General features: G+C 71.1%; 21 protein-coding genes and 1 tRNA gene. 11 read left to right on the top strand and 11 right to left on the bottom strand.

What is annotated here, in order from left to right; all coding sequences use genetic code 11:
* Nucleotides 1-73: transfer RNA gene (locus tag H9651_RS06910), tRNA-Met, on the bottom strand.
* Nucleotides 74-407: 334 nt separating this feature from the next.
* On the opposite strand from H9651_RS06910, the gene H9651_RS06905 reads away from it, so the two are divergent.
* Nucleotides 408-797 carry a PLDc N-terminal domain-containing protein gene (locus tag H9651_RS06905; RefSeq protein ID WP_191718534.1) on the top strand — a complete coding sequence of 130 codons (390 nt, stop codon included), beginning with the start codon at nucleotides 408-410 and terminating at the stop codon, nucleotides 795-797.
* A gap of 11 nt (nucleotides 798-808) precedes the next feature.
* On the opposite strand, the gene H9651_RS06900 is transcribed toward H9651_RS06905, so the two are convergent.
* Entirely contained in the window at nucleotides 809-1,213 is a 405-nt protein-coding gene (locus H9651_RS06900) for a YccF domain-containing protein (RefSeq protein WP_191718533.1), read from the bottom strand.
* 75 nt (nucleotides 1,214-1,288) lie between these two features.
* Here H9651_RS06900 and H9651_RS06895 point away from each other — a divergent pair, with 75 nt between their 5' ends.
* The 3 genes from H9651_RS06895 to ligD all read left to right on the top strand — a co-directional run bounded on the left by H9651_RS06895 (nucleotide 1,289) and on the right by ligD (nucleotide 5,985).
* Entirely contained in the window at nucleotides 1,289-3,769 is a 2,481-nt protein-coding gene (locus H9651_RS06895) for an ATP-dependent helicase (RefSeq protein ID WP_191718532.1), read from the top strand.
* Nucleotides 3,770-3,813: 44 nt separating this feature from the next.
* Nucleotides 3,814-4,878: an SseB family protein gene (locus H9651_RS06890; protein WP_191718531.1), complete on the top strand. Its 1,065-nt coding sequence runs from the start codon at nucleotides 3,814-3,816 to the stop codon at nucleotides 4,876-4,878.
* 72 nt (nucleotides 4,879-4,950) lie between these two features.
* Entirely contained in the window at nucleotides 4,951-5,985 is a 1,035-nt protein-coding gene (gene ligD / locus H9651_RS06885) for a non-homologous end-joining DNA ligase (RefSeq protein WP_191718530.1), read from the top strand.
* A 3-nt stretch (nucleotides 5,986-5,988) separates the two neighbouring features.
* Here ligD and H9651_RS06880 read toward each other — a convergent pair whose 3' ends face one another.
* Nucleotides 5,989-7,251, bottom strand: coding sequence for an AI-2E family transporter (locus tag H9651_RS06880; protein WP_191718529.1), 1,263 nt, complete (start codon nucleotides 7,249-7,251; stop codon nucleotides 5,989-5,991).
* Nucleotides 7,252-7,312: 61 nt separating this feature from the next.
* Nucleotides 7,313-8,359 (bottom strand): ATP-dependent DNA ligase, encoded by a 1,047-nt coding sequence (locus tag H9651_RS06875; RefSeq protein WP_191718528.1) that lies wholly within the window; start codon nucleotides 8,357-8,359, stop codon nucleotides 7,313-7,315.
* Nucleotides 8,360-8,435: 76 nt separating this feature from the next.
* On the opposite strand from H9651_RS06875, the gene H9651_RS06870 reads away from it, so the two are divergent.
* Entirely contained in the window at nucleotides 8,436-10,016 is a 1,581-nt protein-coding gene (locus tag H9651_RS06870; RefSeq protein ID WP_191718527.1) for an aspartate:alanine exchanger family transporter, read from the top strand.
* Between the two features lie 31 nt (nucleotides 10,017-10,047).
* Here the strand turns inward: H9651_RS06870 and H9651_RS06865 are convergent, their stop codons facing one another.
* Nucleotides 10,048-10,719 carry a TetR/AcrR family transcriptional regulator gene (locus H9651_RS06865; RefSeq protein ID WP_191718526.1) on the bottom strand — a complete coding sequence of 224 codons (672 nt, stop codon included), beginning with the start codon at nucleotides 10,717-10,719 and terminating at the stop codon, nucleotides 10,048-10,050.
* A 72-nt stretch (nucleotides 10,720-10,791) separates the two neighbouring features.
* Between H9651_RS06865 and H9651_RS06860 the strand changes: the two genes are divergently transcribed.
* The 3 genes from H9651_RS06860 (at nucleotide 10,792) to sucD (ending at nucleotide 14,496) form a co-directional block, all read left to right on the top strand.
* A complete protein-coding gene (locus H9651_RS06860) occupies nucleotides 10,792-12,321 on the top strand; it encodes an FAD-dependent oxidoreductase (RefSeq protein ID WP_191718525.1) in 1,530 nt (509 codons plus the stop codon).
* An 80-nt stretch (nucleotides 12,322-12,401) separates the two neighbouring features.
* Nucleotides 12,402-13,568, top strand: a complete 1,167-nt coding sequence (sucC, locus tag H9651_RS06855; RefSeq protein ID WP_191718524.1) for an ADP-forming succinate--CoA ligase subunit beta — start codon at nucleotides 12,402-12,404, stop codon at nucleotides 13,566-13,568.
* A gap of 25 nt (nucleotides 13,569-13,593) precedes the next feature.
* A complete protein-coding gene (sucD, locus tag H9651_RS06850) occupies nucleotides 13,594-14,496 on the top strand; it encodes a succinate--CoA ligase subunit alpha (protein WP_191718523.1) in 903 nt (300 codons plus the stop codon).
* A gap of 63 nt (nucleotides 14,497-14,559) precedes the next feature.
* Here the strand turns inward: sucD and H9651_RS06845 are convergent, their stop codons facing one another.
* The 5 genes from H9651_RS06845 to H9651_RS06825 are packed head-to-tail and all read right to left on the bottom strand — an operon-like array spanning nucleotide 14,560 to nucleotide 17,951.
* The gene (locus H9651_RS06845) at nucleotides 14,560-14,889 is read right to left on the bottom strand and encodes a hypothetical protein (RefSeq protein ID WP_191718522.1); all 330 of its coding nucleotides are present in this window, start codon (nucleotides 14,887-14,889) and stop codon (nucleotides 14,560-14,562) included.
* A gap of 12 nt (nucleotides 14,890-14,901) precedes the next feature.
* Complete coding sequence (locus tag H9651_RS06840) at nucleotides 14,902-15,456, bottom strand: hypothetical protein (protein WP_191718521.1); 555 nt, start codon at nucleotides 15,454-15,456, stop codon at nucleotides 14,902-14,904.
* Nucleotides 15,453-16,046 carry a hypothetical protein gene (locus H9651_RS06835; RefSeq protein ID WP_191718520.1) on the bottom strand — a complete coding sequence of 198 codons (594 nt, stop codon included), beginning with the start codon at nucleotides 16,044-16,046 and terminating at the stop codon, nucleotides 15,453-15,455. The genes H9651_RS06840 and H9651_RS06835 overlap by 4 nt, the downstream gene beginning before the upstream one ends.
* A complete protein-coding gene (locus H9651_RS06830) occupies nucleotides 16,043-16,627 on the bottom strand; it encodes a hypothetical protein (protein WP_191718519.1) in 585 nt (194 codons plus the stop codon). The genes H9651_RS06835 and H9651_RS06830 overlap by 4 nt, the downstream gene beginning before the upstream one ends.
* Before the next feature lies 1 nt (nucleotide 16,628).
* Nucleotides 16,629-17,951, bottom strand: coding sequence for a hypothetical protein (locus tag H9651_RS06825; protein ID WP_191718518.1), 1,323 nt, complete (start codon nucleotides 17,949-17,951; stop codon nucleotides 16,629-16,631).
* 94 nt (nucleotides 17,952-18,045) lie between these two features.
* Here H9651_RS06825 and H9651_RS06820 point away from each other — a divergent pair, with 94 nt between their 5' ends.
* Nucleotides 18,046-18,486, top strand: a complete 441-nt coding sequence (locus H9651_RS06820) for a nitroreductase family deazaflavin-dependent oxidoreductase (protein ID WP_191718517.1) — start codon at nucleotides 18,046-18,048, stop codon at nucleotides 18,484-18,486.
* A 48-nt stretch (nucleotides 18,487-18,534) separates the two neighbouring features.
* On the opposite strand, the gene H9651_RS06815 is transcribed toward H9651_RS06820, so the two are convergent.
* Nucleotides 18,535-19,944 carry an NCS2 family permease gene (locus tag H9651_RS06815; protein ID WP_191718516.1) on the bottom strand — a complete coding sequence of 470 codons (1,410 nt, stop codon included), beginning with the start codon at nucleotides 19,942-19,944 and terminating at the stop codon, nucleotides 18,535-18,537.
* 94 nt (nucleotides 19,945-20,038) lie between these two features.
* On the opposite strand from H9651_RS06815, the gene H9651_RS06810 reads away from it, so the two are divergent.
* Together H9651_RS06810 and purN are read left to right on the top strand one after the other, a co-directional pair.
* Nucleotides 20,039-21,373, top strand: coding sequence for a cell division protein PerM (locus H9651_RS06810; RefSeq protein WP_191718515.1), 1,335 nt, complete (start codon nucleotides 20,039-20,041; stop codon nucleotides 21,371-21,373).
* A 4-nt stretch (nucleotides 21,374-21,377) separates the two neighbouring features.
* Entirely contained in the window at nucleotides 21,378-21,977 is a 600-nt protein-coding gene (gene purN, locus H9651_RS06805; RefSeq protein ID WP_191718514.1) for a phosphoribosylglycinamide formyltransferase, read from the top strand.
* Nucleotides 21,978-21,987: the final 10 nt, after the last annotated feature.

Below are 21,987 nucleotides of genomic sequence, written 5' to 3'. Positions count from 1 at the left end.
ACGCGACGGCGGGAGTCGAACCCGCAACGCACCCGGGTATGAACCGGTGCCCGGGACCACCCGGATCGCCGCGATGACCACACGCTATCGATGCGCACCGACAGTGGCGAGCCTGTTGCGTTCGGTGGCGGCGTGTGACGGCCCGTGACACCGGCGCGCTGCACGCGTCATGTGACGGCCATCGCGCATCGCACCGCGCGGCGGCCGGCGCTGCCCCGCACAATGTCGCTGATCCGGGCGGCACGGCGGGGTGACGCGGCCGATCCGGGGTGATCTGGCCCGAAATGGCGACGTTGTGCGCCGGGCGGGTGGGCAGCGCGGCGCGGCGGGGTTCACCCGCCGCGGGTGAGGGGAGCTTGCTGCCGCGGGTCTAGCGTGAGCGCACCGACTCGGCGAAGGGACGAAAGATGCCGTTCAACGACCTGCTCTGGTTCATGATGTGGAGCTTCTGGTTCGTCGCCTATCTGTATGTGGTGATCCTGATCGTCACCGACCTGTTCCGCGACGACGAGGCCGGCGGGTGGATGCGAGCGGTGTGGATCGTCGGTCTGGTGTTCGTCCCGTTCCTCACGGGGCTCCTGTACCTCATCCTGCGGGGCAAGGGCATGGCTGAGCGGGCGCAGTCCGCGCGCCATCGGGTCGTGCCCGAAGCCGACGACTACCGGCCGGCGGCCTCGACCACCCCTGCCGACGACATCGCCGGCGCGAAGCGGCTGCTCGATGCCGGCACCATCACGCACGGCGAGTTCGACGCCCTCAAGAGCAAGGCGCTCGGCAACCAGTACTACGGCGTCTGAGCGGGCGGGCGTCAGCGCGCGGCTGCGCGGTCGAAGGCGCCCTGGGTCGTGGGCACGATCTCCTTGCCCAGCGGCGCGAGCGAGACCGGCACCATCTTGAAGTCGGCGATGCCCAGCGGAATGCCGATGATCGTGATGCACAGCGCGATGCCCGACACGATGTGCGCGAGCGCCAGCCAGATGCCCGCGACGAGCACCCAGACGACGTTCCCGAGGAACGACCACGCGCCGGCGGTGGGCTTGGCCACGACGGTGCGACCGAACGGCCACAGCGCATACAGCCCGATGCGGAACGAGGCGATGCCCCACGGGATCGTGACGATCAGGATGCAGAGCACGATGCCGGCAGCCAGATATCCGAGGAACAGCCAGAAACCGCCCAGGACCAGCCAGATGATGTTCAGCAGGGTGCGCACGCCTCGATTGTCCCACCCGGTCGCTGGGGACGGGCCGAGGAGGGTGTCGGTCGGCGCGCCTAGACTTGATGGGACATGACCGACCCTGCTCCGACCGCGCGAGATGCGGCATCCGTACCTGTGATCGTCGTCGGTGACGCCGGGCCGCGCGACGAAGGCGACGACCTGCTGCGCGGTCTCAACGAGCCGCAGCGACGGGCCGTGACCTACCGCGGCCCCGCCTTGCTCATCGTGGCCGGAGCCGGCTCCGGCAAGACGCGCGTGCTGACACACCGCATCGCGCTGCTGCTGCGCAACCGCGAGGCGTGGCCCAGCCAGATTTTGGCGATCACATTCACCAACAAGGCTGCCGGTGAGATGCGCGAACGCGTGGGGCAGCTGGTCGGCGAATCGGCGCGGGGCATGTGGATCTCCACGTTCCACTCCGCGTGCGTGCGGATCCTCCGCCGTGAGGCCGAGCAGTTCGGTTTCAAGAACTCGTTCACCATCTACGACTCCGGTGATTCCCGCGCCCTCATCAAGCGGCTCGTGAAAGAGCATGAGGCCGACGCGTTCGGTCTCACCCCCGCCTCGGTGCAGAGCCGCATCTCCAAGCTCAAGAACGAGTTGGCCGATGCCGAGTCGTACGCGCGCCAGGCGAACATGAACGACCCCGCCGAGCGCATCTTCGTCGAGCTGTTCGGCGCCTACGAGCGGGCGCTGCGCAAGTCCAACGCGTTCGACTTCGACGACCTCATCGCCCAGACGGTGTACCTCTTCCGGGCGTTCCCGCACGTCGCCGACGTCTACCGACGGCGCTTCCGGCACATCCTCGTCGACGAGTACCAAGACACCAACCACGCGCAGTACTCGCTCATCCGTGAACTCACCCGCCCGGTGTCCGGTGCAAGCTCGGCCGAACCGTATTCCTCCGGCGGCATGATGATCTTCGAGCCGGAACCCGCTGCCGCGACCGACGCGCTGGAGGGCGCGTCGCTCACCGTCGTCGGTGACTCGGACCAGTCGATCTACGCGTTCCGCGGCGCCGACATCCGCAACATCAGCGAGTTCGAGCGCGATTTCCCGGGCGCCGAGGTGGTGCTGCTCGAGCAGAACTACCGGTCGACGCAGAACATCCTCTCCGCAGCCAACGCCGTCATCGGCAACAACTTCGACCGCAAGGACAAGAAGCTGTGGACCGACGTCGGCGCCGGCGAGCAGATCGTCGGGTTCACCGGCTACTCGCAGCACGACGAGGCGCAGTTCGTCGCCGACGAGATCGACCGGCTGCGCCGCTCCGGCGTCGGCTACTCCGATATCGCGGTGTTCTACCGCACCAACTCGCAGTCCCGTGCCCTGGAAGAGATCTTCATCCGCTCGGCGGTGCCGTACAAGATCATGGGCGGCACCAAGTTCTACGAGCGTGCCGAGATCAAGGATGCCCTCGCCTACCTCACCGCGGTCGCCAACCCCGCCGATGAGATGGCGGTGCGCCGCATCCTCAACCGGCCGCGGCGCGGCATCGGCGACGTCACCGAGACCGCCATCGCCCGCTACGCCGACGAGCAGCAGATCACCTTCCGCGACGCGCTGGCCAACGCCTCCGCGCTCGCGGTGGGTCCCAAGATCCAGACGGCGATCGCGCAGCTCGATGCCGTGCTCGCCGAGGCATCCGAGCTCATGCTCCCCGCCTCCGGCGAGGTCGCCCCTGCCAGCTCCGTGCCCGAGGGTCTGACGCTCCTGCTCAACAAGAGCGGCTACCTCGAGTCGCTGCGACGCAGCAAAGACCCGCAGGACGAAGCGCGCGTGGAGAACCTCGACGAGTTCGTCGCGGTGGCCCGCGAATTCGCCCGCAACAACCCCGACGGCACGATCCTCGACTTCCTCACCGACGTCGCACTCGTCTCCGACGCCGACGACCTCGACGACGGCACGGGCTCGGTCTCGCTCATGACACTGCACACGGCGAAAGGACTCGAGTTCGACACCGTGTTCATCACGGGCGTCGAAGAAGACCTCATCCCGCACCGCATCTCGGCGGGGGAGCCGGGCGGCCCGCAGGAGGAGCGGCGGCTGTTCTACGTCGGCATCACCCGCGCCCGCCAGCGCCTGTACCTGTCGCTCGCGATGACCCGCGCCCAGTTCGGCGAGGTTTCGGCGGCCATGCCCAGCCGGTTCCTGCAGGAGATCCCCGCCGAGCTCGTCAACTGGCGACAGTCACCGGGCGACGTCAACGGCCGCGGTGGCACCCAGTCGCGGGCGCTCAACGCACGTCGGCCCGGCGGTGCGTCGGGCGGATTCGGCGGCGGCAACCGCTACGGCGACGACCTCGTGCCGCTCGGCCGCTCGCAGCGCGTGACCGACCCGAGCCGCTTCCCGAACCGGGTCACGGCGAAGATGCGCGACAACGGCGACCTGCAGCTCGCCGCCGGCGACCGCATCCGCCACGACGATTTCGGCGAGGGGCGCGTGGACACCGTGACCGGTGAGGGAGCGAAGCGCATCGCCCACGTGCGGTTCGACACCGCGGGCGCCAAGAAGCTGCTCATCAAGGTCGCACCGATCACCAAACTGTGACGCGAGCGCGGCTCACCGCGGAGGTCACCGGTTAGGCTCGGACGATGGCTCTGTTCTCCCGGCGCGACAATAATCCCTCGACCACCGACCGGGATGAGGCCGACGACGCCGTGCTCGCGGCGGAGCCGACGTCCGACGCTCCCGTCGACGCAAGCGCCCCGGACCCCGAGACGGGCACGGCGGCCCCCGGCGCCGAGGAGGTCGTGCCGCAGGTGAACATCTCGGTGTCGACCTTCGGCAAGGCCGCTTCCTCACCCGCCCCGGCCACGCCGCCGGGAGCGCGCCGCACCGCGCGGGGACCGGCGCAGGCGCCGGAGCAGACCGAGAGCGTGCCGGGACTTCCCGACAACGTCCTCGTGCGCCAGGCGCTCGCCGCCCTCCCCGAGCAGCTCCAGCCGGCCGACGTCGTGGCGCTCATGCGGCAGCTGCTGCAGGGCCACCTGTTCGTGCGCGTCCGCGGCGACGCCCGGGCGCAGCTGGCCGAGGGCAAGGACCTCACGATGGCCGTCTCCGCCATCGGCGACGACCGCTACCTGCTCGCCTTCACCGGCGGCGACGCCCTGCAGGCGAGCGTCAGCTCCGACGGCGACACCCAGACCTCCGCGATGGGCCAGCCCGCTCTCGCCATCCTGCGCAACGTCGTGGCCGGGCCCTATGCGGGCGTCATCATCGACCACGCCAGCCCGGGCCGCCGGGCCATCCTGCCGAAGGCGCTCGTCGAGAAGGCGCTGTCCGACGCCGACCCGGCAGCCACCATCAAGAACCTGCTCGTGCAGCCGCGCACCGACGAGATCGCCGCCAAGATCGCCGCCGCCCTCGCCACGACCCGGGTGTGGGTGGCCGCGGGCAAGGTCGCGGGCGACGGCGACCGGCTGGGCGTGTCCGAGGTGCGCGGCACCGACGGCTCGCGTCACCTCGAGGTGTTCACGCACCCGCTCGAGGTCGCTGTGCTCGGCCGCAGCGACCGTGCGGTGCCGCTCACGCCCGAGCAGCTGGCGAAGGCACTCGCCGCCGATGAAGGTCTCACCGGCGTCGTGGTCGATCCGGCAGGGCCGTGGATCCAGCTCGACCGCGCCCAGCTCGCCCCCGTCATCGCCCTGTCCGCGTAGCACGCGCCGGCTGCTCCCGGCCTCTGATCCGCCGCCCTCGACCGGCCGCACGCCTCGCCCTAGGGTCGAGGCATGGCCTCGGAGCGCATCACCCTCACCGTCCCCGGTCGCGACGGCACGGACCGGGAGGTGGGGCTGTCCAGCCCCGACCGGGTGCTGTGGCCCGACGCCGGCATCACCAAGCGCGAGCTGGCCGAATACATGATCGCGGTGTCCGTCCCCTTTCTCGCCGCGAACGGCGGGCGCCCGCTGTCGCTGGAGCGCTTCCCCGACGGGATCGACGGGGAGCGGTTCTTCTCCAAGAACCCGCCGCGCGGCGCGCCCGACTACGTCGACGAGGTGATGTGCACCTACAACAGCGGGCGCCGGCACCCGCAGGTCGTCCTGCGCGAGGCGGCGGCGATCGCGTGGGCCGTGCAGATGAACACCGTCGTCTTCCACCCGTGGGCCTCGCTCGCCGACGACACCGACAACCCCGTCGAGCTGCGCATCGACCTCGACCCGCAACCGGGCACCGACTTCGCCGACGCGGCCGCCGTCGCCCCGGCATTGCGGGAGGTGCTCGCCGAGGCAGGGCTGACCGCGTTCCTCAAGACCAGCGGCAACCGCGGCATCCACGTGTTCTGTCCGATCGAGCCCACCCACGAGTTCCTCGACGTGCGCCACGCCGTCATCGCGGCCGGGCGCGAGCTCGAGCGACGGATGCCGGAGAAGGTCACCATGAACTGGTGGAAGGAGGAGCGCGGGGAGCGCATCTTCATCGACTTCAACCAGGCCAACCGCGACCGCACGATGGCCGGCGCCTACAGCCCTCGGGCGCTGCCTGCTGCGCCCGTGTCGACCCCCCTCACGTGGGAGGAACTGGCGGCGGGGGTCGACCCCGCCTCGTTCACGATCCGCACCGTGCCCGACCGCCTCGCCGACGTCGGCGACCCCTGGTCGGGTCTGCAGGAGAATCCGGGGCGCATCGACACGCTGCTGGACTGGTGGCAGCGTGACCTCGCCGACGGCCTCGGTGAACTGCCGTTTCCGCCGGACTTCCCCAAGATGCCGGGGGAGCCACCGCGCGTGCAGCCGAGCCGCGCGCGCCGGCCCGAGGGCGACTGAGTCTTACGCCCTCGGCTGGGGAAGCGGGTGCGCGGACGCGGCGGCGACCGCCTTGCGCTTGCGACGCGCACGAGCCCAGCGCTCGGGCGAGCCGGCCTCGGCCTCGTCCGGCTTCGGACGCGCCCACCGGGCGGGCTTGTTGTCGCCGTCCCACACCTGCACCGCGCCCCAGACGACCGCCGTGATCGGCACCGCGAGCACCGCGCCGAGGATGCCGCCGAGCACGGTGCCGACGGTCAACGCGATGAGCACGACGAATGCGTGCAGCTTCATCGAGCGCCCCATCAGGTAGGGCTGCAGGAAGTTGCCCTCCAGCTGATTGACGAGCACGACGACGCCGACGACGATGAGCGCCACCACCCAGCCGTTGGCGACGAGCGCGACGAGGGCGGCGAGGATGCCGGCGAGGGTGGCGCCGACGATCGGGATGAACGCCAGCAGGAAGACGAGCACCGCCAGCGGGATCGCCAACGGCACCTGCAGGATCAGCAGCCCGATGAGGATGCCGACGGCGTCGACGGCGGCGACGGTGGCGGTGCCGCGGATGTAGGAGCCGAGGGTCTGCACCGTCTTGTCGCCGATCCGCACCGCGCGCGCGTAGTTCTCGCCCCGGAAGGGGCGGAGGAGGAACGCCCACATGCGCGGGCCGTCCTTCAGGAAGAAGAACAGGATGACCACCAGCAGCACGAGGCCCGTGATGAAGTTGGCGACGGCGCCGACACCGGCCAGAGCCCCCGAGCCGAACTGCGCGCTCGTGACGAAGTCCGTCAGCGTGTCGAGCCACTCGTCGATCTGAGCCTGGTCGATCGCGAATGGGAGCTCCCCCACCCACGCCACGACGCTCTGGAAGCCTGCTTCGGCCTGGCTGTAGAGGTCGCTCCACTGGTCGCGGACCGCCCAGACGATCAGCCAGACGATCCCGCCGAGGAGCGCGAAGATCGCCAGCAGCGTCGTGAGGGTGGCGACGAGGGCCGGGACGCCGTGGCGTCGCATCCAGCTCATCACCGGGGCGAACGCCGAAGCGAGGATGAGGGCCAGCACGAGCGGGATCGTGACGACCGTGATCTGCTGGATGCCGAGGATGAGCGCCGCGGCGACCACGACGACCAGGATCAGCTGCAGCGCGCGGATGGACAGCTTTCCGAAGCCGTCGGCCCACAGGCTCCAGGGCGCCCTTCCGGCCGACAGCTGCACCGATGATTCGCCGTCGAGCCGCAGCGGCGCGTCGAGGTGGACGGTGCGCGGCGATCGGTTGAACAGACCCATGCATCGACCGTAGCCGCACCGCCGGGTCGCTGCCCGGGATTGCGCGCGGAGCGGGGGGAGGCTAGCTGCCGGCGGGCGCCTCCTCCAGCACGTCGGCGAGGTCGTAGGCGGGCACCGCCTCGAGCTGATCGAAGGTGCACGAGCGCGCGTCGCGGTCGGGCCGCCACCGTTCGAACTGCACGGTGTGGCGGAATCGCCGGCCCTCCAGCTGGTCGTAACGCACCTCGAGCACCCGCTCCGGGCGCAGTCGCACGAACGAGACGTCCTTCGACCCCGAGAAGCGGGACCGCTCGGTCTCGCCGGTGACGGCGTCGCCGGTGGCATCCGTTTCGACCAGCGGCGCGAGCTCGTCGATGAGCTCGAGGCGCCGCGCGTTGCTGAAAGCCGCGACGCCGCCGACGCCCTGCAGCCGGCCGTCGTCGTCGTGGAGCCCCACCAGCAGCGACCCCACGCCCTGGCCACTCTTGTGGACGCGGTAGCCGAGAGCGACGACATCGGCGGTGCGGGCGTGTTTGATCTTGAGCATCGTGCGCTTGCCGGGCGCGTACGGCTGGTCGATCGGCTTGGCCACGACGCCGTCGAGCCCCGCCCCCTCGAACTCTGCGAGCCAGCGCCGCGCCTGCGCCGCATCCTCGGTCGTACGCGTCACATGCACCGGCGCGGGCACCGCGCCGAGCAGATCCACCAGCTCCGCCCGGCGGTGGGCGAACGGCTCGCCCTGCAGGTCGCGGTCGCCGCGGGCGAGCAGGTCGAACGCGATGAACATCGCCGGGGTCTCGGCCGCCAGGAGCGCCACGCGGGATGCCGCGGGGTGGATGCGCTGCGACAGCGCCGGCCAGTCGAGGCGCACCGCTCCCGGCTCACCCACCGCCACGACGATCTCGCCGTCGATGAGACACGGCTCGGGCAGCAGCCGCGCGAAGGCCTCGACCAGCTCCGGGAAGTACCGAGTCAGGGGCTTCGCGCCCCGGGACCCGATCTCCACGTCGGCGCCGTCCCACGCCACGAGGGCGCGGAAGCCGTCCCATTTGGGTTCGAAGGCGTAGCCGGGGCGGTCGGGGATCTCCGGCACCGGCTTGGCGAGCATGGGCGCGGGAATCTCGTACATGCGCCCATCCTGCCCGCGTCGGCGGACATGCGGCAGGGTCCTCGCTCCGGCAGGCGCCGCGCGAGATACTCGGAACATGCGCCCGGTCTTCGAGTTCCTCGCCGCGCAGCCGGTGCTCACGGTCTTCCTGCTCGTGGGCCTCGGATCTGCCCTCGGCCGCGTCCGCATCGCGGGCATCTCGCTCGGCGCGATCGGCGTGCTCTTCGGCGCGATGGGCCTGACCGCCTGGGGGGTGTCCACCGGCGTCGCGATCGAACTGCCCGCCCTCATCGGCGACATGGGGCTGGTGCTGTTCGCCTTCTGCGTGGGCCTCATCGCGGGCCCGAGCTTCGGGCATGCGCTGCGCACCGCCTACCCGCTGCTGCTGGTGGTCACCGGAGTCCTGGTGCTCGCCGCCGCCGTCGCGTTCTTCCTCGGCCGTGCGATGGGTGTCTCGGTGCTGACCATCGCCGGCACGTTCGCGGGAGCCGTCACCAACACCCCGGCACTGGCGGCCACCGGCGGGAGCCCGGAGGCGACCGTCGGCTATGCCAGCGCGTACGTGTTCGGCGTCATCGGTCCGATGCTCGCGATCGGGCTGGCGCTGCGTCATCGCACCGACGAGGCCGGCGAGGCGGTGCCGCTGGTCGACAAGGCCGTGCGCATCGACACGACCGCCCGCCCCACCGCGGGTGAGCTCAGCACCCGGTACGGCGGTCGCATCACCTTCTCGCGCCTGCGTCCCAAGGGCGGCGGGGACATGGCGACCGTGGGACCCGAGACCGAGCTGCCGCCCGGGGGAGTGGTCAACGTCATCGGACCGCAGGATGCCGTCGATGCCGTGGCCGACGAGCTCGGTCATGCGTCGTCGCTGGACATCGTGCAGGACCGCACGAACCTCGAGTACCACCGCATGATCCTCTCCAACCCGAAACTGGCGGGGCGCCCCCTGGCGAGTCTGGGCCTGCGCGAGCGGTTCGGTGCGACGATCCCGCGCGTGCGCCGCGGTGACGTCGACATCGTGGCGACCGGTGCGCTCGTGCTGCAGCAGGGCGACCGGCTGCAGGTCGTGGGTCCCCGTGCGGCCATGCCGCAGCTGGCCGAGCTCATCGGCGACTCCGAGCGCGGTATCAGTGACATCAACCCGGTGGCCCTCGCCCTCGGCATCGCCGCCGGTATCGGCATCGGGCTCATCCAGGTGCCCATCCCCGGCGGGGGGACCTTCGCCCTCGGCGTCGCGGCGGGCACGCTCGTCGTCGGCCTGATCCTCGGACGCATCCGCCGCATCGGTCCCATCGTGACGACGCTGCCCTCGACGGCGGCGAACGTGCTGTCGGAGCTGGGCCTGCTGATCTTCCTCGCCTACGCCGGCACCAAGGCCGGCTCGCTGATCATCTCGGCGATCACGTCGGGAGAGATCCTGCGACTGCTCCTGCTCGGGTTCGTCATCACCGCGATCGTCGTCGCCGGCACCTATCTCGTCGCGCGGCACGTGCTGCGCACCGGCGGCACCCGGCTCTCGGGGGTGCTCTCGGGCACGCTCACCAACCCGGCGCTGCTCGCCTTCGCGAACACCCGCACCGGCTACGACATGCGTGTCGCGCTGGCGTACACGCTGGTGTACCCCGCGGCGATGGTGGTGAAGATCCTGCTGGCGCAGGTGCTCGTCACACTGTGACGGCACTCACGGCACACGACGCGCTCAACCGTCAGCTGTCGAGGGCGGCGTGCACCCGGCGGGCGACCTCGGCGGCGGGCATGCGCTTGGGGAAGACGGCGACCACGACGTCGTCCTGGGCGGGGGGCGAGGACTCGGCCACACCGAAACGCTCCCGCACGTCGTCGAGCGCCGCGCGCAGCACCGACACCGGCACGCGCTTCGTGCCCCGCAGCAGCTGGCGCAGCACGTGGTTGTGCACGGCCGTCGCCAGCGCGGCGAACCCGACGGCGTCGATCGGGTCGAGGCCGGGCAGGGCGCCGCGCAGATAGTCGTCGAACAGGCGCTCGTAGCGGAAGCCCGTCACGATCTCGCGGTCGCGCAGCGCCGGCACCTCCCGCACCACCGCGTAGCGGCGGCGGGCGAGGTCGGGGTCAGCCGAGAAATGGCGGTAAGCCAGGATCGAGGCGTCGCACACCGCCTGCCACGGGTCGGCGTGCTCCCGCGCCAGGAACTCCCGCAGGCGCTCGAGCAGCAGCTCGTGGTCGGCGAAGACCACGTCGTCCTTGCCGCCGAACTGCCGGAAGAAGGTCGACCGTGACACCCCGGCGGCCTGCGCGATCTGCTCGACGGACGTCGCCTCGAACCCCTGGGCGGCGAACAGATCGAGCGCTGCGGCGACCACGGCGGTGCGTGCGGCAGCCGGAGCAGCGGTGTCGGTCATGTCAACGGAGCCTACTCGGCGGCCGTGTCAACCCGGTTGAGCGGGCGCCCCGAGCCGCGTTTGGGTGGAGCGATGACGTCGCTCTGGATGCCGCACCCCCGCCCCGCCGCCGCCACGCCGTTCACCCCGGGCGCCCACCACGACGTCGTGATCGTCGGCGCCGGGCTCACCGGCCTCAGCACCGCCGTGCTGCTGGCCGTCGACGGCTTCGACGTCTGCGTCGTGGATGCCGGCGATGTCGCGTCGGGAGCGAGCGGCAGCAACACCGGCAAAGTGTCGCTGCTGCAGGGGAGCGTGCTGTCCACGCTCCGCGCGCACCACCCTGCCGCCCTCGTCGGCGCGTACGTCGAGGCCAACCGCGACGGGCAGGACTGGCTGCTGGCCTTCGCCGACGCCGCCGGCGTCCCCCGCACGACCCACACCGCCCTCTCGTACGCGCAGACCGTCGACGGCGTGGGCGCCGTCGACGACGAGCACGCCGCCGCGCGAGAGGCTGGGCTCCCGGTGCGCATCGCGACGGCCGCCGAGACCGCCGACCTGCCGTTCCCGGTCGCCCGCGCCGTGGCGCTGGACGACCAGAGCGCACTGGACCCGGCCGTCCTCACCGCCGCGCTCGCCGCGGCCTTCGTCGCCGCCGGCGGCACGCTCCACACCGGTGTGCGGGCGACGGGACTGTCGGTGCTGCCGCGGCCGACGCTGCGCACCCGGGAGGGCGCGCTCACCGCCGAGCAGATCGTGCTCGCCACCGGCACCCCCATCGTCGACCGCGGGCTCACCTTCGCCAAGGTGAGCGGCAACCGGTCGTACTGCGTGTCGTTCCAGACCCCCGGCGCCGTGCCGGAGGGCCTCTACCTGTCGGTCGACGGTCCCACCCGGTCGCTGCGGCCGGTGCACGCCGGCGACTCACGGCTGATCGTCGGGGGCAACGGGCACCCGGTGGGCCGCATCGCCTCCGAACGGCACCAGGTGGACGATCTCATCGCCTGGACCACGCGGCACTTCCCCGGTGCGCAGCCCACCCACCGCTGGTCGGCGCAGGATTACACCTCGCACAACCTCGTGCCCTTCGTCGGCGCCCTCCCGCGAGGTCTCGGCCGCGTGCGTTTCGCCACCGGCTACGCCAAGTGGGGGCTCACCAACGCGCCGTGGGCGGCGCTGCGCCTGGCGGCCGAGATCCGCGGGCAGGCCCGTGAGGAGCTGCCGCGGTGGATGACGATGATCGGCACCCGTCTGACCGTGCCGGGCGACCTCGCCCGCGGGGCGATGGAGAACGCCCGGGTCGCCGGCGCCGCCGCGCGTGGCTGGCTCGCCGCCGAGCGGCATCCTGTGCCCGTGCCGCAGCCCGGCGAGGGTCAGGGCGTCGTCGCCCAGCGCGGCGGGGCGCCGGTGGCGATCTCCACGGTCGACGGCCAGACCCGCGCCGTGAGCGCGGTGTGCCCCCACCTCGGCGGCGTGCTGTCGTGGAACGACGCCGAATGCACGTGGGACTGCCCGCTGCATGCCTCGCGCTTCGCCCCCGATGGCACCCGGCTGGAGGGGCCGGCGGTGCGCGACCTGCCCGCGCTGCCGCGTCGAACCGAGGCTCCCGGGCGCGGGTACTAGGCTGGGGGACTGTTCGATCTCTCGATATCGAGATTCTTTTCGACACCGAAACCCCACCGTCGCCCAGCGAAGGATTGCACGTGGATCTGTACGAGTACCAGGCACGAGACCTATTCGAGAAGTACGAGGTGCCGGTGCTCGCCGGCATCATCGCCGACACCCCTGAGGAGGCGAAGGCAGCAGCCGAGAAGATCGGCGGGCTCGTGGTCGTCAAGGCCCAGGTGAAGACCGGCGGCCGCGGCAAGGCCGGCGGCGTGAAGGTCGCCAAGACCCCCGACGACGCCTATGAGGCGGCGAAGGCCATCCTCGGCCTCGACATCAAGGGTCACGTCGTCAAGCGCGTCATGGTCGCCGCCGGCGCCGACATCGCCGAGGAGTTCTACTTCTCGGTGCTGCTGGACCGCTCCAACCGCTCCTACCTGAGCCTCTGCTCGGTCGAGGGCGGCATGGAGATCGAGCAGCTGGCCGTCGAGAAGCCCGAGGCGCTGGCCCGCATCGAGGTCAGCCCCCTCACCGGCATCGACAAGGACAAGGCGCTCGAGATCGCCCGTGAGGCGAACTTCCCCGAGGACCTCGTCGAGAAGGTCGCCGACGTCTTCGTCAAGCTCTACGACGTCTACAAGGGCGAGGGCGCGACCCTCGTCGAGGTCAACCCGCTCGTGCTCACCGGAGCCGGCGACATCGTCGCCCTCGACGGCAAGGTCTCCCTCGACGACAACGCCTCCGAGGTGCGCCACCCCGAGCACGAGCTGCTCGAGGACAAGGATGCCGCAGACCCGCTCGAGGCCAAGGCCAAGGCCGCGGGCTTGAACTACGTCAAGCTCGACGGTCAGGTCGGCATCATCGGCAACGGCGCGGGACTGGTCATGTCGACCCTCGACGTCGTCGCCTACGCCGGTGAGAAGCACGGCGGCGTGAAGCCGGCGAACTTCCTCGACATCGGCGGCGGCGCCTCGGCGACGGTCATGGCCGCGGGCCTGGACGTCATCCTCGGCGACGAACAGGTCAAGAGCGTCTTCGTCAACGTCTTCGGCGGCATCACCTCGTGCGTCGCCGTGGCCGAGGGCATCGTGAAGGCCCTGGAGATCCTGGGCGACACCGCCAGCAAGCCCCTCGTGGTGCGGTTGGACGGCAACCAGGTCGAAGAGGGGCGCGCGATCCTCGCGGCCGCGAACAACCCCCTCGTCACCCTCGCCGCCGGCATGGACGAAGGCGCCGACAAGGCCGCCGAGCTCGCGAACGCCTGACCCCCGGACGAAGAAGGACAACGCAATGTCGATCTACCTCAACAAAGACTCCAAGGTCATCGTCCAGGGCATCACGGGCGGCGAGGGCACCAAGCACACCGCGCTGATGCTCAAGGCGGGCACGGACATCGTCGGCGGAGTCAACGCCCGCAAGGCCGGCACGACCGTCTCGCACACCGACAAGGACGGCAACGCCGTCGAGCTGCCCGTCTTCGCCTCCGTCGCCGAGGCGATGGAGAAGACCGGCGCCGACGTGTCGATCGCCTTCGTGCCGCCGGCGTTCACCAAGGACGCCATGATCGAAGCCATCGACGCCGGCATCGGCCTGCTCGTGGTGATCACCGAGGGCGTGCCCGTCGGTGACACCGCCGAGGCCTGGGCCTACGCCGAGAGCAAGGGCAACACCACCCGCATCATCGGTCCGAACTGCCCCGGCATCATCACGCCCGGCGAGTCGCTGGTGGGCATCACGCCCGCCAACATCACCGGCAAGGGCCCGATCGGCCTGGTGTCGAAGTCGGGCACCCTGACCTACCAGATGATGTTCGAGCTGCGCGACCTCGGCTTCTCGACCGCCATCGGCATCGGCGGCGACCCGGTCATCGGCACGACGCACATCGATGCCCTCGCGGCGTTCGAGGCCGACCCCGAGACCAAGGCGATCGTGATGATCGGCGAGATCGGCGGCGACGCCGAAGAGCGCGCGGCCGAGTTCATCAAGGCCAACGTCACCAAGCCCGTCGTCGGCTACGTCGCAGGCTTCACCGCCCCCGAGGGCAAGACCATGGGCCACGCCGGCGCCATCGTCTCGGGCTCGGCGGGCACCGCGCAGGCCAAGCAGGAGGCCCTCGAGGCCGCGGGAGTCAAGGTCGGCAAGACGCCGTCCGAGACGGCCGATCTGATGCGTGAGATCATCGCCGCGCTGTAATCCCGCGACGACGCGAAGGGGGTGGATGCCGCGGCATCCACCCCCTTCGTCGTACCTCCCGGCTCAGACGGCCTGCGGCCCGGCGTGACGGCCCGGTGCCTGCTGCGGGGGACGCGTCAGCGCGTCCACGAGCTGCGAGTCGATGTCGGTGAACGCATCGGCCACCGCACGGGCCTGTTCTTTGAGCGCGCTGACCTCCTCGATGAGCTCGCGCCGGGTGTCGTCCCATTTGCCGGCGAAATCGTCGGCGGCGTCGGCGAGTTCACGCACCGGGATGGCGGCGGCCAGTCGCTCGGCGTCGGCCTGAGCCGACTCCAGTCGGCGCACGATCGTGGCCAGGTTCGTCGAAACCTGCCCGACCTCGTCGAGGTCGATCTTCAGTCGTCCGGACATGTCCGTCCCCTCTCACTCGTCCGGCGCGGTGCCGATGGCACGCGCCAAGGTGTCGTAGTCTTCGCGGAGAGCCTGGAACCGGGCCGGATCCGGGTCGCCGGCGATCATGAGCACGTCGCGGTCGTCCAGCCGCCACAGCCAGTGGGTGACCACGGTGATCGCTCCGCTCTCGTCGGCGACGTGGCGTGTGGCCGACAGCCCCGGCCCGAGGCGGCCTTCGAACGGCACGACCTGCACCTCCCGCACGGCCGCCGGGTCGTGCACGCCCAGGATCTGCTCCTCGGTGGCTTCTTCCGCGCGGGCCAGCTCGTAGATGCTCGCGATGCCGAGAGCCTCATGCGGGCGCGAGAAGTAGGCGAAGCGGTGCTCATTCTCCTCGACGCCGCGGGCCAGGCCCTCGGCCGTCGCCGCCACCCACTCGCGCATGGGCGCGTCGTAGCGGTAGGCATCGGCGAGGGCTTCTGCCAACACATCGCGCCACTGCTCGATGCCCGTGAATCCCTCCCATGGCCATGCCCCCGGCACGTACAGCCACAGATCCTGGTCGAAATCGACGTGCAGGGTCATCGCTCTCCTTCGGAATCGGGCCAGGTCAGCGCGTCGAGCATCGTGGTCACCAAGAGCGTCAACGCCTCGGTGACGGGGGCGTACTCGGGCACGGCCAGGCCCGAGATCGACGCGAATGCGACGAGGTAGGCGTCGTGGCCGGGGACGCGCCACACGTAGTCGATCGCGCGCAGCAGCACGACGGACTCCGTGTCGCCGGCGTCGGATGAATCGACGTCCTGGATGCCGCGGCGCGCAGGGCCCGCGTCGGTCTGCACCTGCTCGCCGCCCGGGGGGAGCTGCGGGTCTTCGGCGGGCACGTGGCTGAGCACGACCGCCGTCGACACCGGAACCTGCCAGGGGATGCCCATCGGCATGGCCGCGGCGAACCCGCCGGCGCCACGGGCATCGTCGAGCGTCGCCGCCAGCGCCCGCTCGAGTTCGTGCACGAACGGGCCGATGCTGTCGCGCGGTCCGCTGCGCCACGCCCCCTCGAAGGCCGCGCGGGCGGTGGCCGCGTTGTCGTCCGTGACGGGGAACAGCTCCCACGCGGGAGGGAGGATGAGGCGCGGCCGGGGGAGGGCGGTCGTCGCGCCCTGGGGGGCGGTCACCGGCGGCGCTCGCCGGGCAGGCGGCCGGCGCGCAGATCGATGCCGTCGCGGATGAACTCGATCGACCCCCGCACACCGAACACGACCATCGCCAGCAGGAAGAGGGCGCCGGCGCCGAGGACGACCCACAGCTGCGGCCCGCCGAAGGCCACCGACGCGGTGAGCGCCGTCATGAGGCCCACCGCGCTGATGGCACTCATGTCGGAGCGTGCCCCCCAGAAGTACGTCGGGAAGCGGGCGGGGAAGGGCCACGTGATGACCGTGAGTGCGACCATGCCCAGCGCGGGCAGCCACAGCAGCCAGAACGGCGGCTGGAACAGGGGGTAGCCCGCGCCCGTGCCGAGGACGCCGCTCTCGACGGGCACCGTGCCCTGCGCGAGCCCGATGACCATGACCGCCAGCAGCGGCAGCATACCGAAGGCCACGATCCCCATGCCGCTCCAGAAGAACACGCGGCCGGTCAGCACCTCGCGTCGCGACTTCGGCGCCCGGCGTGCGCGGCGGCGCGGGGCGGCCGTGCGGGCGGGGGCCCGGCGGGCACGGCCGGTGGCGGGGGAGGACTTCGTCGCGCGATCGGTCACGCTACGACCCTACTTTCCACGACGTGCGGTCCTTGACGTCCTGCCACCCGTCGGTCGCGGAGTCGATCAGGCCGCTGACCGGGTTGTCGGGCAGCGCGCGCTCGAGCGCCCCCGAGAACCGCGGCGCGAAGGACTCCAGAACGGTGTTGGGCATGGACACGGCCGTGCGCACCCCGAAGGCCAGCTTGATGCGCTGCATCTCGGCGTGGCCCATCTGCAGCAGCATCTTGTCCAACGGCCCGCCGGCGCCGGCCTGAGAGCGTGACGCCACGCGCAGGAAGTGCGCATTGGCCAGTCCCTTGGCGCTGTTGACTTCGCGCGCCCACGTCACCGACGGCAGCTTCACCGGACCGAGGCTCAGCCCGTTGCGTCCGCGCAGCACGCCGTTGAAGCTGCCGGTGACCGACCGCAGCGGCGACGCGTGCCCCTGCGCAGCCAGCCGAGCCACACGCGTGCCCTTGAGCGCGTTCATGACGCCGCCGAGCGCCCGCGTCGCCACCGCCGCGATGCCGAACGTGGCGACCGTGATGATGTCCACCGCGAAATCGATCCAGGACATCTGTCCCGTGGCCGCGAGGACCAGACTCAGGCCCGCCGTCAGGGCGGCCGCCGCCAGCGCAAAGGGAGCCAGCACCGGGATGAAGAAGCTCAGCACCGACAGCACCGCCGTCACCCCGCGCAGCACGGAGTGGATCGCCTTCAGCATGCCGGCGTTGTCGGCCACCCACCCCGAGAAGTCGTCCCACATGCCGTCATTGAGCCCGTCGCCCGAGATCGCGTCGCGCATGCGGTCCGCCGCCGCGATGCCGGAACTGCGCAGGCGCGCCACGACCTGGGTGAAGCGGGTCTGCGCGTCGGCGGCTGCCGCCGTCTGGGCGCCCTGCCGCTGCGACAGCACCAGCAGATGACGGTTGAGGTCGACCGCCACCATGGGGTCGGTGGCGCGCTGGCGCTCGTCGCGGTGGTGCTCGATCTCGCGCTCGTACCTGGCTTGCGCGGCCTCGGCTTCGGCGTGGGCCTGAACGAGGAGATCGGCTTCACGCTGCGCGCTCTCCAGGTCGGTCGCGAAGCCGCTGAGGGCGCTGCCGGCCTCGCGGTAACGGTTCTCGAGGGTCTCCAGACGCGACGCGACCTGATCGGCGTTCTCGGCGAGCTGGTCCAGAGCCTTGCTCTCGTGGCGTCCCGTGTCGGCGATCGCCGTGCGCAGGCCCTCCACCGCCTCGAGGATCGTGTCGGCCGTCATCGTGAACCGGTTCGCGCGGCGCGACACCGTGCCGGGGTCACCGGGGATCGGGGCGATGCGATCCGGCAGCTGCAGGGCCATCGGGTACTCCTTCGGGTGGGCTTGCGGCTCCCATCCTATGAAGGTGTCGGAAAACCGCGATGGGCAGAAGTCCCCATGCCGTTACCCTGAGGGCATGGCGATCACGGGCGATTATCTGCCGAGCACATCGGAGTGGGCACGCACCCAGGCCGAGAAGTACGAGGCTTCGGGCGGTGCGGAGGCCAACACGCTGCGCGGCGTGCCGATCATCGTGCTGACCTCGGTGGGCGCGAAGACGGGCGGACTGCGCAAGACCGCGCTCATGCGGGTGGAGCACGAAGGCCGGTACGCGGTCGTGGCATCCAAGGGCGGAGCCCCCGAGCCACCGGCGTGGTACGCGAACGTGCGCAAGAACCCCCGCGTGATGCTGCAGGACGGCGCCGAGCGCCGGGAGTACCTCGCGCGCGAACTGGACGGCGACGAATACGACGTGTGGTGGCGGCGCGCGACCGAGGTGTGGCCGGACTACGACGTGTACCAGCAGAAGACCGACCGGCGCATCGCCGTGTTCGTCCTGGAACCCGTCGAGGGCTGAGCAGCGCTCCGCGCGCCGCTCAGCCCTCGAATTCAGGAGATCAGGCGATCAGGCCAGCAGCGCCTCGATGGGGCCGCGGGCGAAGAACACCACGAAGCCTGCGGCGACGACCCACAGCAGCCAGTGCACCTTGCGGGCCTTGCCCGACAGGGCGTTGACGAGCACCCAGCTGACGAAGCCGGCACCGATGCCGTTGGCGATCGAGTAGGTCAGCGGCATGACTGTGACCGTGAGGAACACCGGCAGCAGCACGTTGAACTCCGAGAAGTCGATGTTCTTGATCTGTGCGAGCATCATGGCGCCGACGAGCACGAGCGCGGCGGCGGCGATGAAGTCCGGAACGAGCCCGGTGATGGGCGTGAGGAACATCGCGAGCAGGAACAGCACGCCGGTGACGACGTTGGCAAGACCCGTGCGGGCGCCCTCGCCGATGCCGGAGCCGGACTCGACGAACACGGTCGACGACGACGACGAGGTCGCGCCACCGACGACGGCGCCGACACCCTCGACGATGAGCGCCGACTTGATGCGGGGGAAGTCGCCCTTCGCATCGGCCAGGTCGGCCTCCTTCGCCAGGCCCGTCATGGTGCCCATGGCGTCGAAGAAGTTCGTGAACACGAGCGTGAAGACGAACATCAGCAGTGCCACGAAGCCCACCTTGGCGAAGTCGAATCCGAAGTCGACGGCACCGATGAGGCTCAGGTCGGGGAGCGCGAAGAGGCCGCCGCCGGCGAGGCCGAAGTCGGCGATGGGCGTGAAGATGTTGACGATCGCGGCGACGATGGTGCCGGCGACGAGGGCGATGAGGATCGCGCCCTTGATCTTCAGGGCGATGAGGATGCCGCCTACGAGCAGCGTCACCACGAACAGCAGCGTGCCGATCGAGGTGATGGAGCCGCCGGTGCCGAGCTCGAGCGGCGTGCCGCCGCCGGTGTTGACGAAGCCGGCGTTGACGAAGCCGACGAACGCGATGAACAGGCCGATGCCGACCGTGATCGCGAGCTTGAGCTGCACGGGTACGGCGTCGAAGATCATCTTGCGCAGCCCGGTCGCCGCGAGCAGCACGATGATCAGGCCGTTGATGATGGTCAGCGCCATCGCCTCGCCCCAGGTCACCTGGCCGACGACCGAGAAGGCGAGGAAGGCGTTGATGCCCAGGCCCGCGGCGAACGCGAAGGGCAGCCGGGTGACGATGCCGAAGAGGATCGTCATGAACCCGGCGGTGAGGGCGGTGCTCGCCGCCACCGCGCCGGGCGCGAGGATCGTGCCGTCGACGTCGGGGGTGGACAGGATGATCGGGTTGAGGATGACGATGTAGGCCATCGTCACGAAGGTGACGAGACCACCGCGCACCTCGGCGCCGACGGTCGAGCCTCGTCTGGTGATCTCGAAGAAGCGATCCAAACCGTTGCGGGGTTCGGAATCGGAGCGGGTGGTGGTGGGTGCGGGCGCTGTCATGGGTTCCTCCGGGAATCAAACTTAGTCGTCCCGCGGGGGTCCTCCGGTGCGCCGGATCGGCGCCCGCCGCGGGCGTGGGTAGGGTCGACAGCGCATGAACCGCCTCCTCGTCGCCGTCCTCGCCGCTTTCGACGCCCTGCTCGCCGTCGCCGTCGGTCTCGTCACCGCGCTCGCCCCGCTCACGCTGCTGTGGATCTTCGGCTTCGGGGCCGACGCGTCGTGGGCCGGCCTCTGGCCCGCCGCCGGTCGCGTGTGGCAGCTCGGCCACCTCGTCCCGCTCGCCGTCACCCTGCCGGAAGAGTTCGCGGTGCCCGCCGGAATCGACGCGGCGGCGGCATCGTTCACGGTGTCGCTGGCGCCCCTGGCGCTCGCCGTGTTCACCGCCGTGTTCGCCGCCCGGTCGGGCGCGCGCGCCGCGACGGCGGGCGCGTGGCTCAGTGGCGTGCTCTCGGGCACGATCGTGGTCGCCGCCGCGGCGACCGGTGTCGCGCTGACCACCGCCAACGACATCGCCGCGGTGCAGCTGTGGCAGGCGGTGCTTCATCCCGTGCTCGTGTTCGCGCTCCCCGCCCTCGGCGGTGCGCTCGCGGTGGCCTGGCGCATCGGCGACGACGGCGTCGTCGACGCGACGCGCAACGCCCTCACCCGCCGCGGCGGTTCGTGGGTGCAGGTGCCCGGTCTCATCGCGCGCGGCACGGCGATGGTGGTCGCCGCCCTCGTCGGCGTCGGCGCACTCGTCATGGCCGTCGCGGTGTTCGCCGGCTTCGCGCGGATCATCGGCCTGTTCCAGGCGGGCCAGGTCGACACCCTCGGCGCGGCGGTGCTGACCCTCGGCCAGCTGGCGTACCTGCCGACGTTCGTGGTGTGGGCGATCTCGTTCGTCGCGGGCCCCGGGTTCTCCCTCGGTGCGGACACCGTGGTCTCGCCCGTCGGCACCCACGTCGGCGTGCTCCCCGGCATCCCGGCGCTGGGGGCGATCCCCGAGTCGACGTCGCCGTGGCTGCTGCTGCTCGCGCTGCTGCCGGTCGCCGCGGGTGTGGCGGCCGGCTGGGTCGCCCGTTCCCGTCTCGTGCATCACGCCGAAACCGCCGGTGCTCGCGACCGCATGTCGGTGCGCGCGGTGGTCACCGTCGGCATCACGGTCGCCTCGGCGGCTGCCGCCGCCGTGCTCGCCTTCGCCGCGTCCGGCTCGATCGGCCCCGGCGCGCTCGCCGTCGTCGGGCCGATGCCCGGCCCCGTGGCGCTCGCGGTGGGCCTGGAAGCGGGCCTCGGCGCCGCCATCGTGCTGCTGTCGCCCCGCGGCCACGACGACCTTCACGACGACCGTGTCGACGATCATGCAGACGATCATCACGACGACGGTGCCGACGACGGTGTCGACGACCACGCGGCGCCCGGGAAGGACGCCACACGCACGCCGGTAGACTGACCGCGTGCTCACGGTCGCCGTCCTCATCTCGGGTGCCGGGTCGAACCTCCGGGCCCTCCTCGAGGCCGCGAGTGACCCCGCGTTCCCGGCCCGTATCGTCGTCGTCGGCGCCGACCGTGAAGCCTCCGGTCTCGCACACGCCGAGGAGTTCGGCATCCCGAGCTTCGTCGTCCCGTGGCGCGGTGGCGACCAGCGAGCCGAGTGGGGCGACGAACTGCTCGCCCAGCTGGACGTCTGGCAGCCCGACCTCGTCGTGCTGAGCGGACTCATGCGTCTGCTGCCGCCCGCGGTGGTCGCGGCCTGGTCGCCGAGGCTCGTCAACACGCACCCCGCCTACCTTCCGGAGTTCCCGGGCGCCCACGGTGTGCGTGACGCCCTCGCCGCCGGCGTCACCGAGACCGGCGCGAGCGTCATCGTCGTCGATGACGGCGTGGATTCCGGCCCGATCCTCGCCCAGGAGCGCGTCAGCGTGCTCCCCGGCGACGACGAGCATTCGCTCCACGAACGCATCAAGCCTGTCGAACGGCACCTGCTGATCGACGTCGTCCGCCGCATCGCCATCGGCGAGCTCGATCTCGATCTGGCTGCGGCATCCACCCCCTGACCTACCCGGA

This window comes from Microbacterium pullorum (assembly GCF_014836535.1).
In the GTDB taxonomy this organism is placed as follows: Bacteria; Actinomycetota; Actinomycetes; order Actinomycetales; family Microbacteriaceae; genus Microbacterium; species Microbacterium pullorum.
The sequence above is the reverse complement of the archived record's forward strand: the minus strand, read 5'-3'. Positions and strand labels throughout refer to the sequence as shown.

Bases quoted from the DNA above. Each gene is read 5' to 3' on its own strand.
- H9651_RS06905 (WP_191718534.1), top strand. From the start codon at position 408: ATGCCGTTCAACGACCTGCTCTGGTTCATGATGTGGAGCTTCTGGTTC.
- H9651_RS06890 (WP_191718531.1), top strand. From the start codon at position 3,814: ATGGCTCTGTTCTCCCGGCGCGACAATAATCCCTCGACCACCGACCGG.
- H9651_RS06820 (WP_191718517.1), top strand. From the start codon at position 18,046: ATGGCGATCACGGGCGATTATCTGCCGAGCACATCGGAGTGGGCACGC.
- H9651_RS06865 (WP_191718526.1), bottom strand. From the start codon at position 10,719: ATGACCGACACCGCTGCTCCGGCTGCCGCACGCACCGCCGTGGTCGCC.
- H9651_RS06810 (WP_191718515.1), top strand. From the start codon at position 20,039: ATGAACCGCCTCCTCGTCGCCGTCCTCGCCGCTTTCGACGCCCTGCTC.
- H9651_RS06815 (WP_191718516.1), bottom strand. From the start codon at position 19,944: ATGACAGCGCCCGCACCCACCACCACCCGCTCCGATTCCGAACCCCGC.
- H9651_RS06895 (WP_191718532.1), top strand. From the start codon at position 1,289: ATGACCGACCCTGCTCCGACCGCGCGAGATGCGGCATCCGTACCTGTG.
- H9651_RS06845 (WP_191718522.1), bottom strand. From the start codon at position 14,889: ATGTCCGGACGACTGAAGATCGACCTCGACGAGGTCGGGCAGGTTTCG.
- sucD (WP_191718523.1), top strand. From the start codon at position 13,594: ATGTCGATCTACCTCAACAAAGACTCCAAGGTCATCGTCCAGGGCATC.
- H9651_RS06880 (WP_191718529.1), bottom strand. From the start codon at position 7,251: ATGGGTCTGTTCAACCGATCGCCGCGCACCGTCCACCTCGACGCGCCG.
- H9651_RS06875 (WP_191718528.1), bottom strand. From the start codon at position 8,359: ATGTACGAGATTCCCGCGCCCATGCTCGCCAAGCCGGTGCCGGAGATC.
- ligD (WP_191718530.1), top strand. From the start codon at position 4,951: ATGGCCTCGGAGCGCATCACCCTCACCGTCCCCGGTCGCGACGGCACG.
- H9651_RS06825 (WP_191718518.1), bottom strand. From the start codon at position 17,951: ATGGCCCTGCAGCTGCCGGATCGCATCGCCCCGATCCCCGGTGACCCC.
- H9651_RS06870 (WP_191718527.1), top strand. From the start codon at position 8,436: ATGCGCCCGGTCTTCGAGTTCCTCGCCGCGCAGCCGGTGCTCACGGTC.
- H9651_RS06860 (WP_191718525.1), top strand. From the start codon at position 10,792: ATGACGTCGCTCTGGATGCCGCACCCCCGCCCCGCCGCCGCCACGCCG.
- H9651_RS06840 (WP_191718521.1), bottom strand. From the start codon at position 15,456: ATGACCCTGCACGTCGATTTCGACCAGGATCTGTGGCTGTACGTGCCG.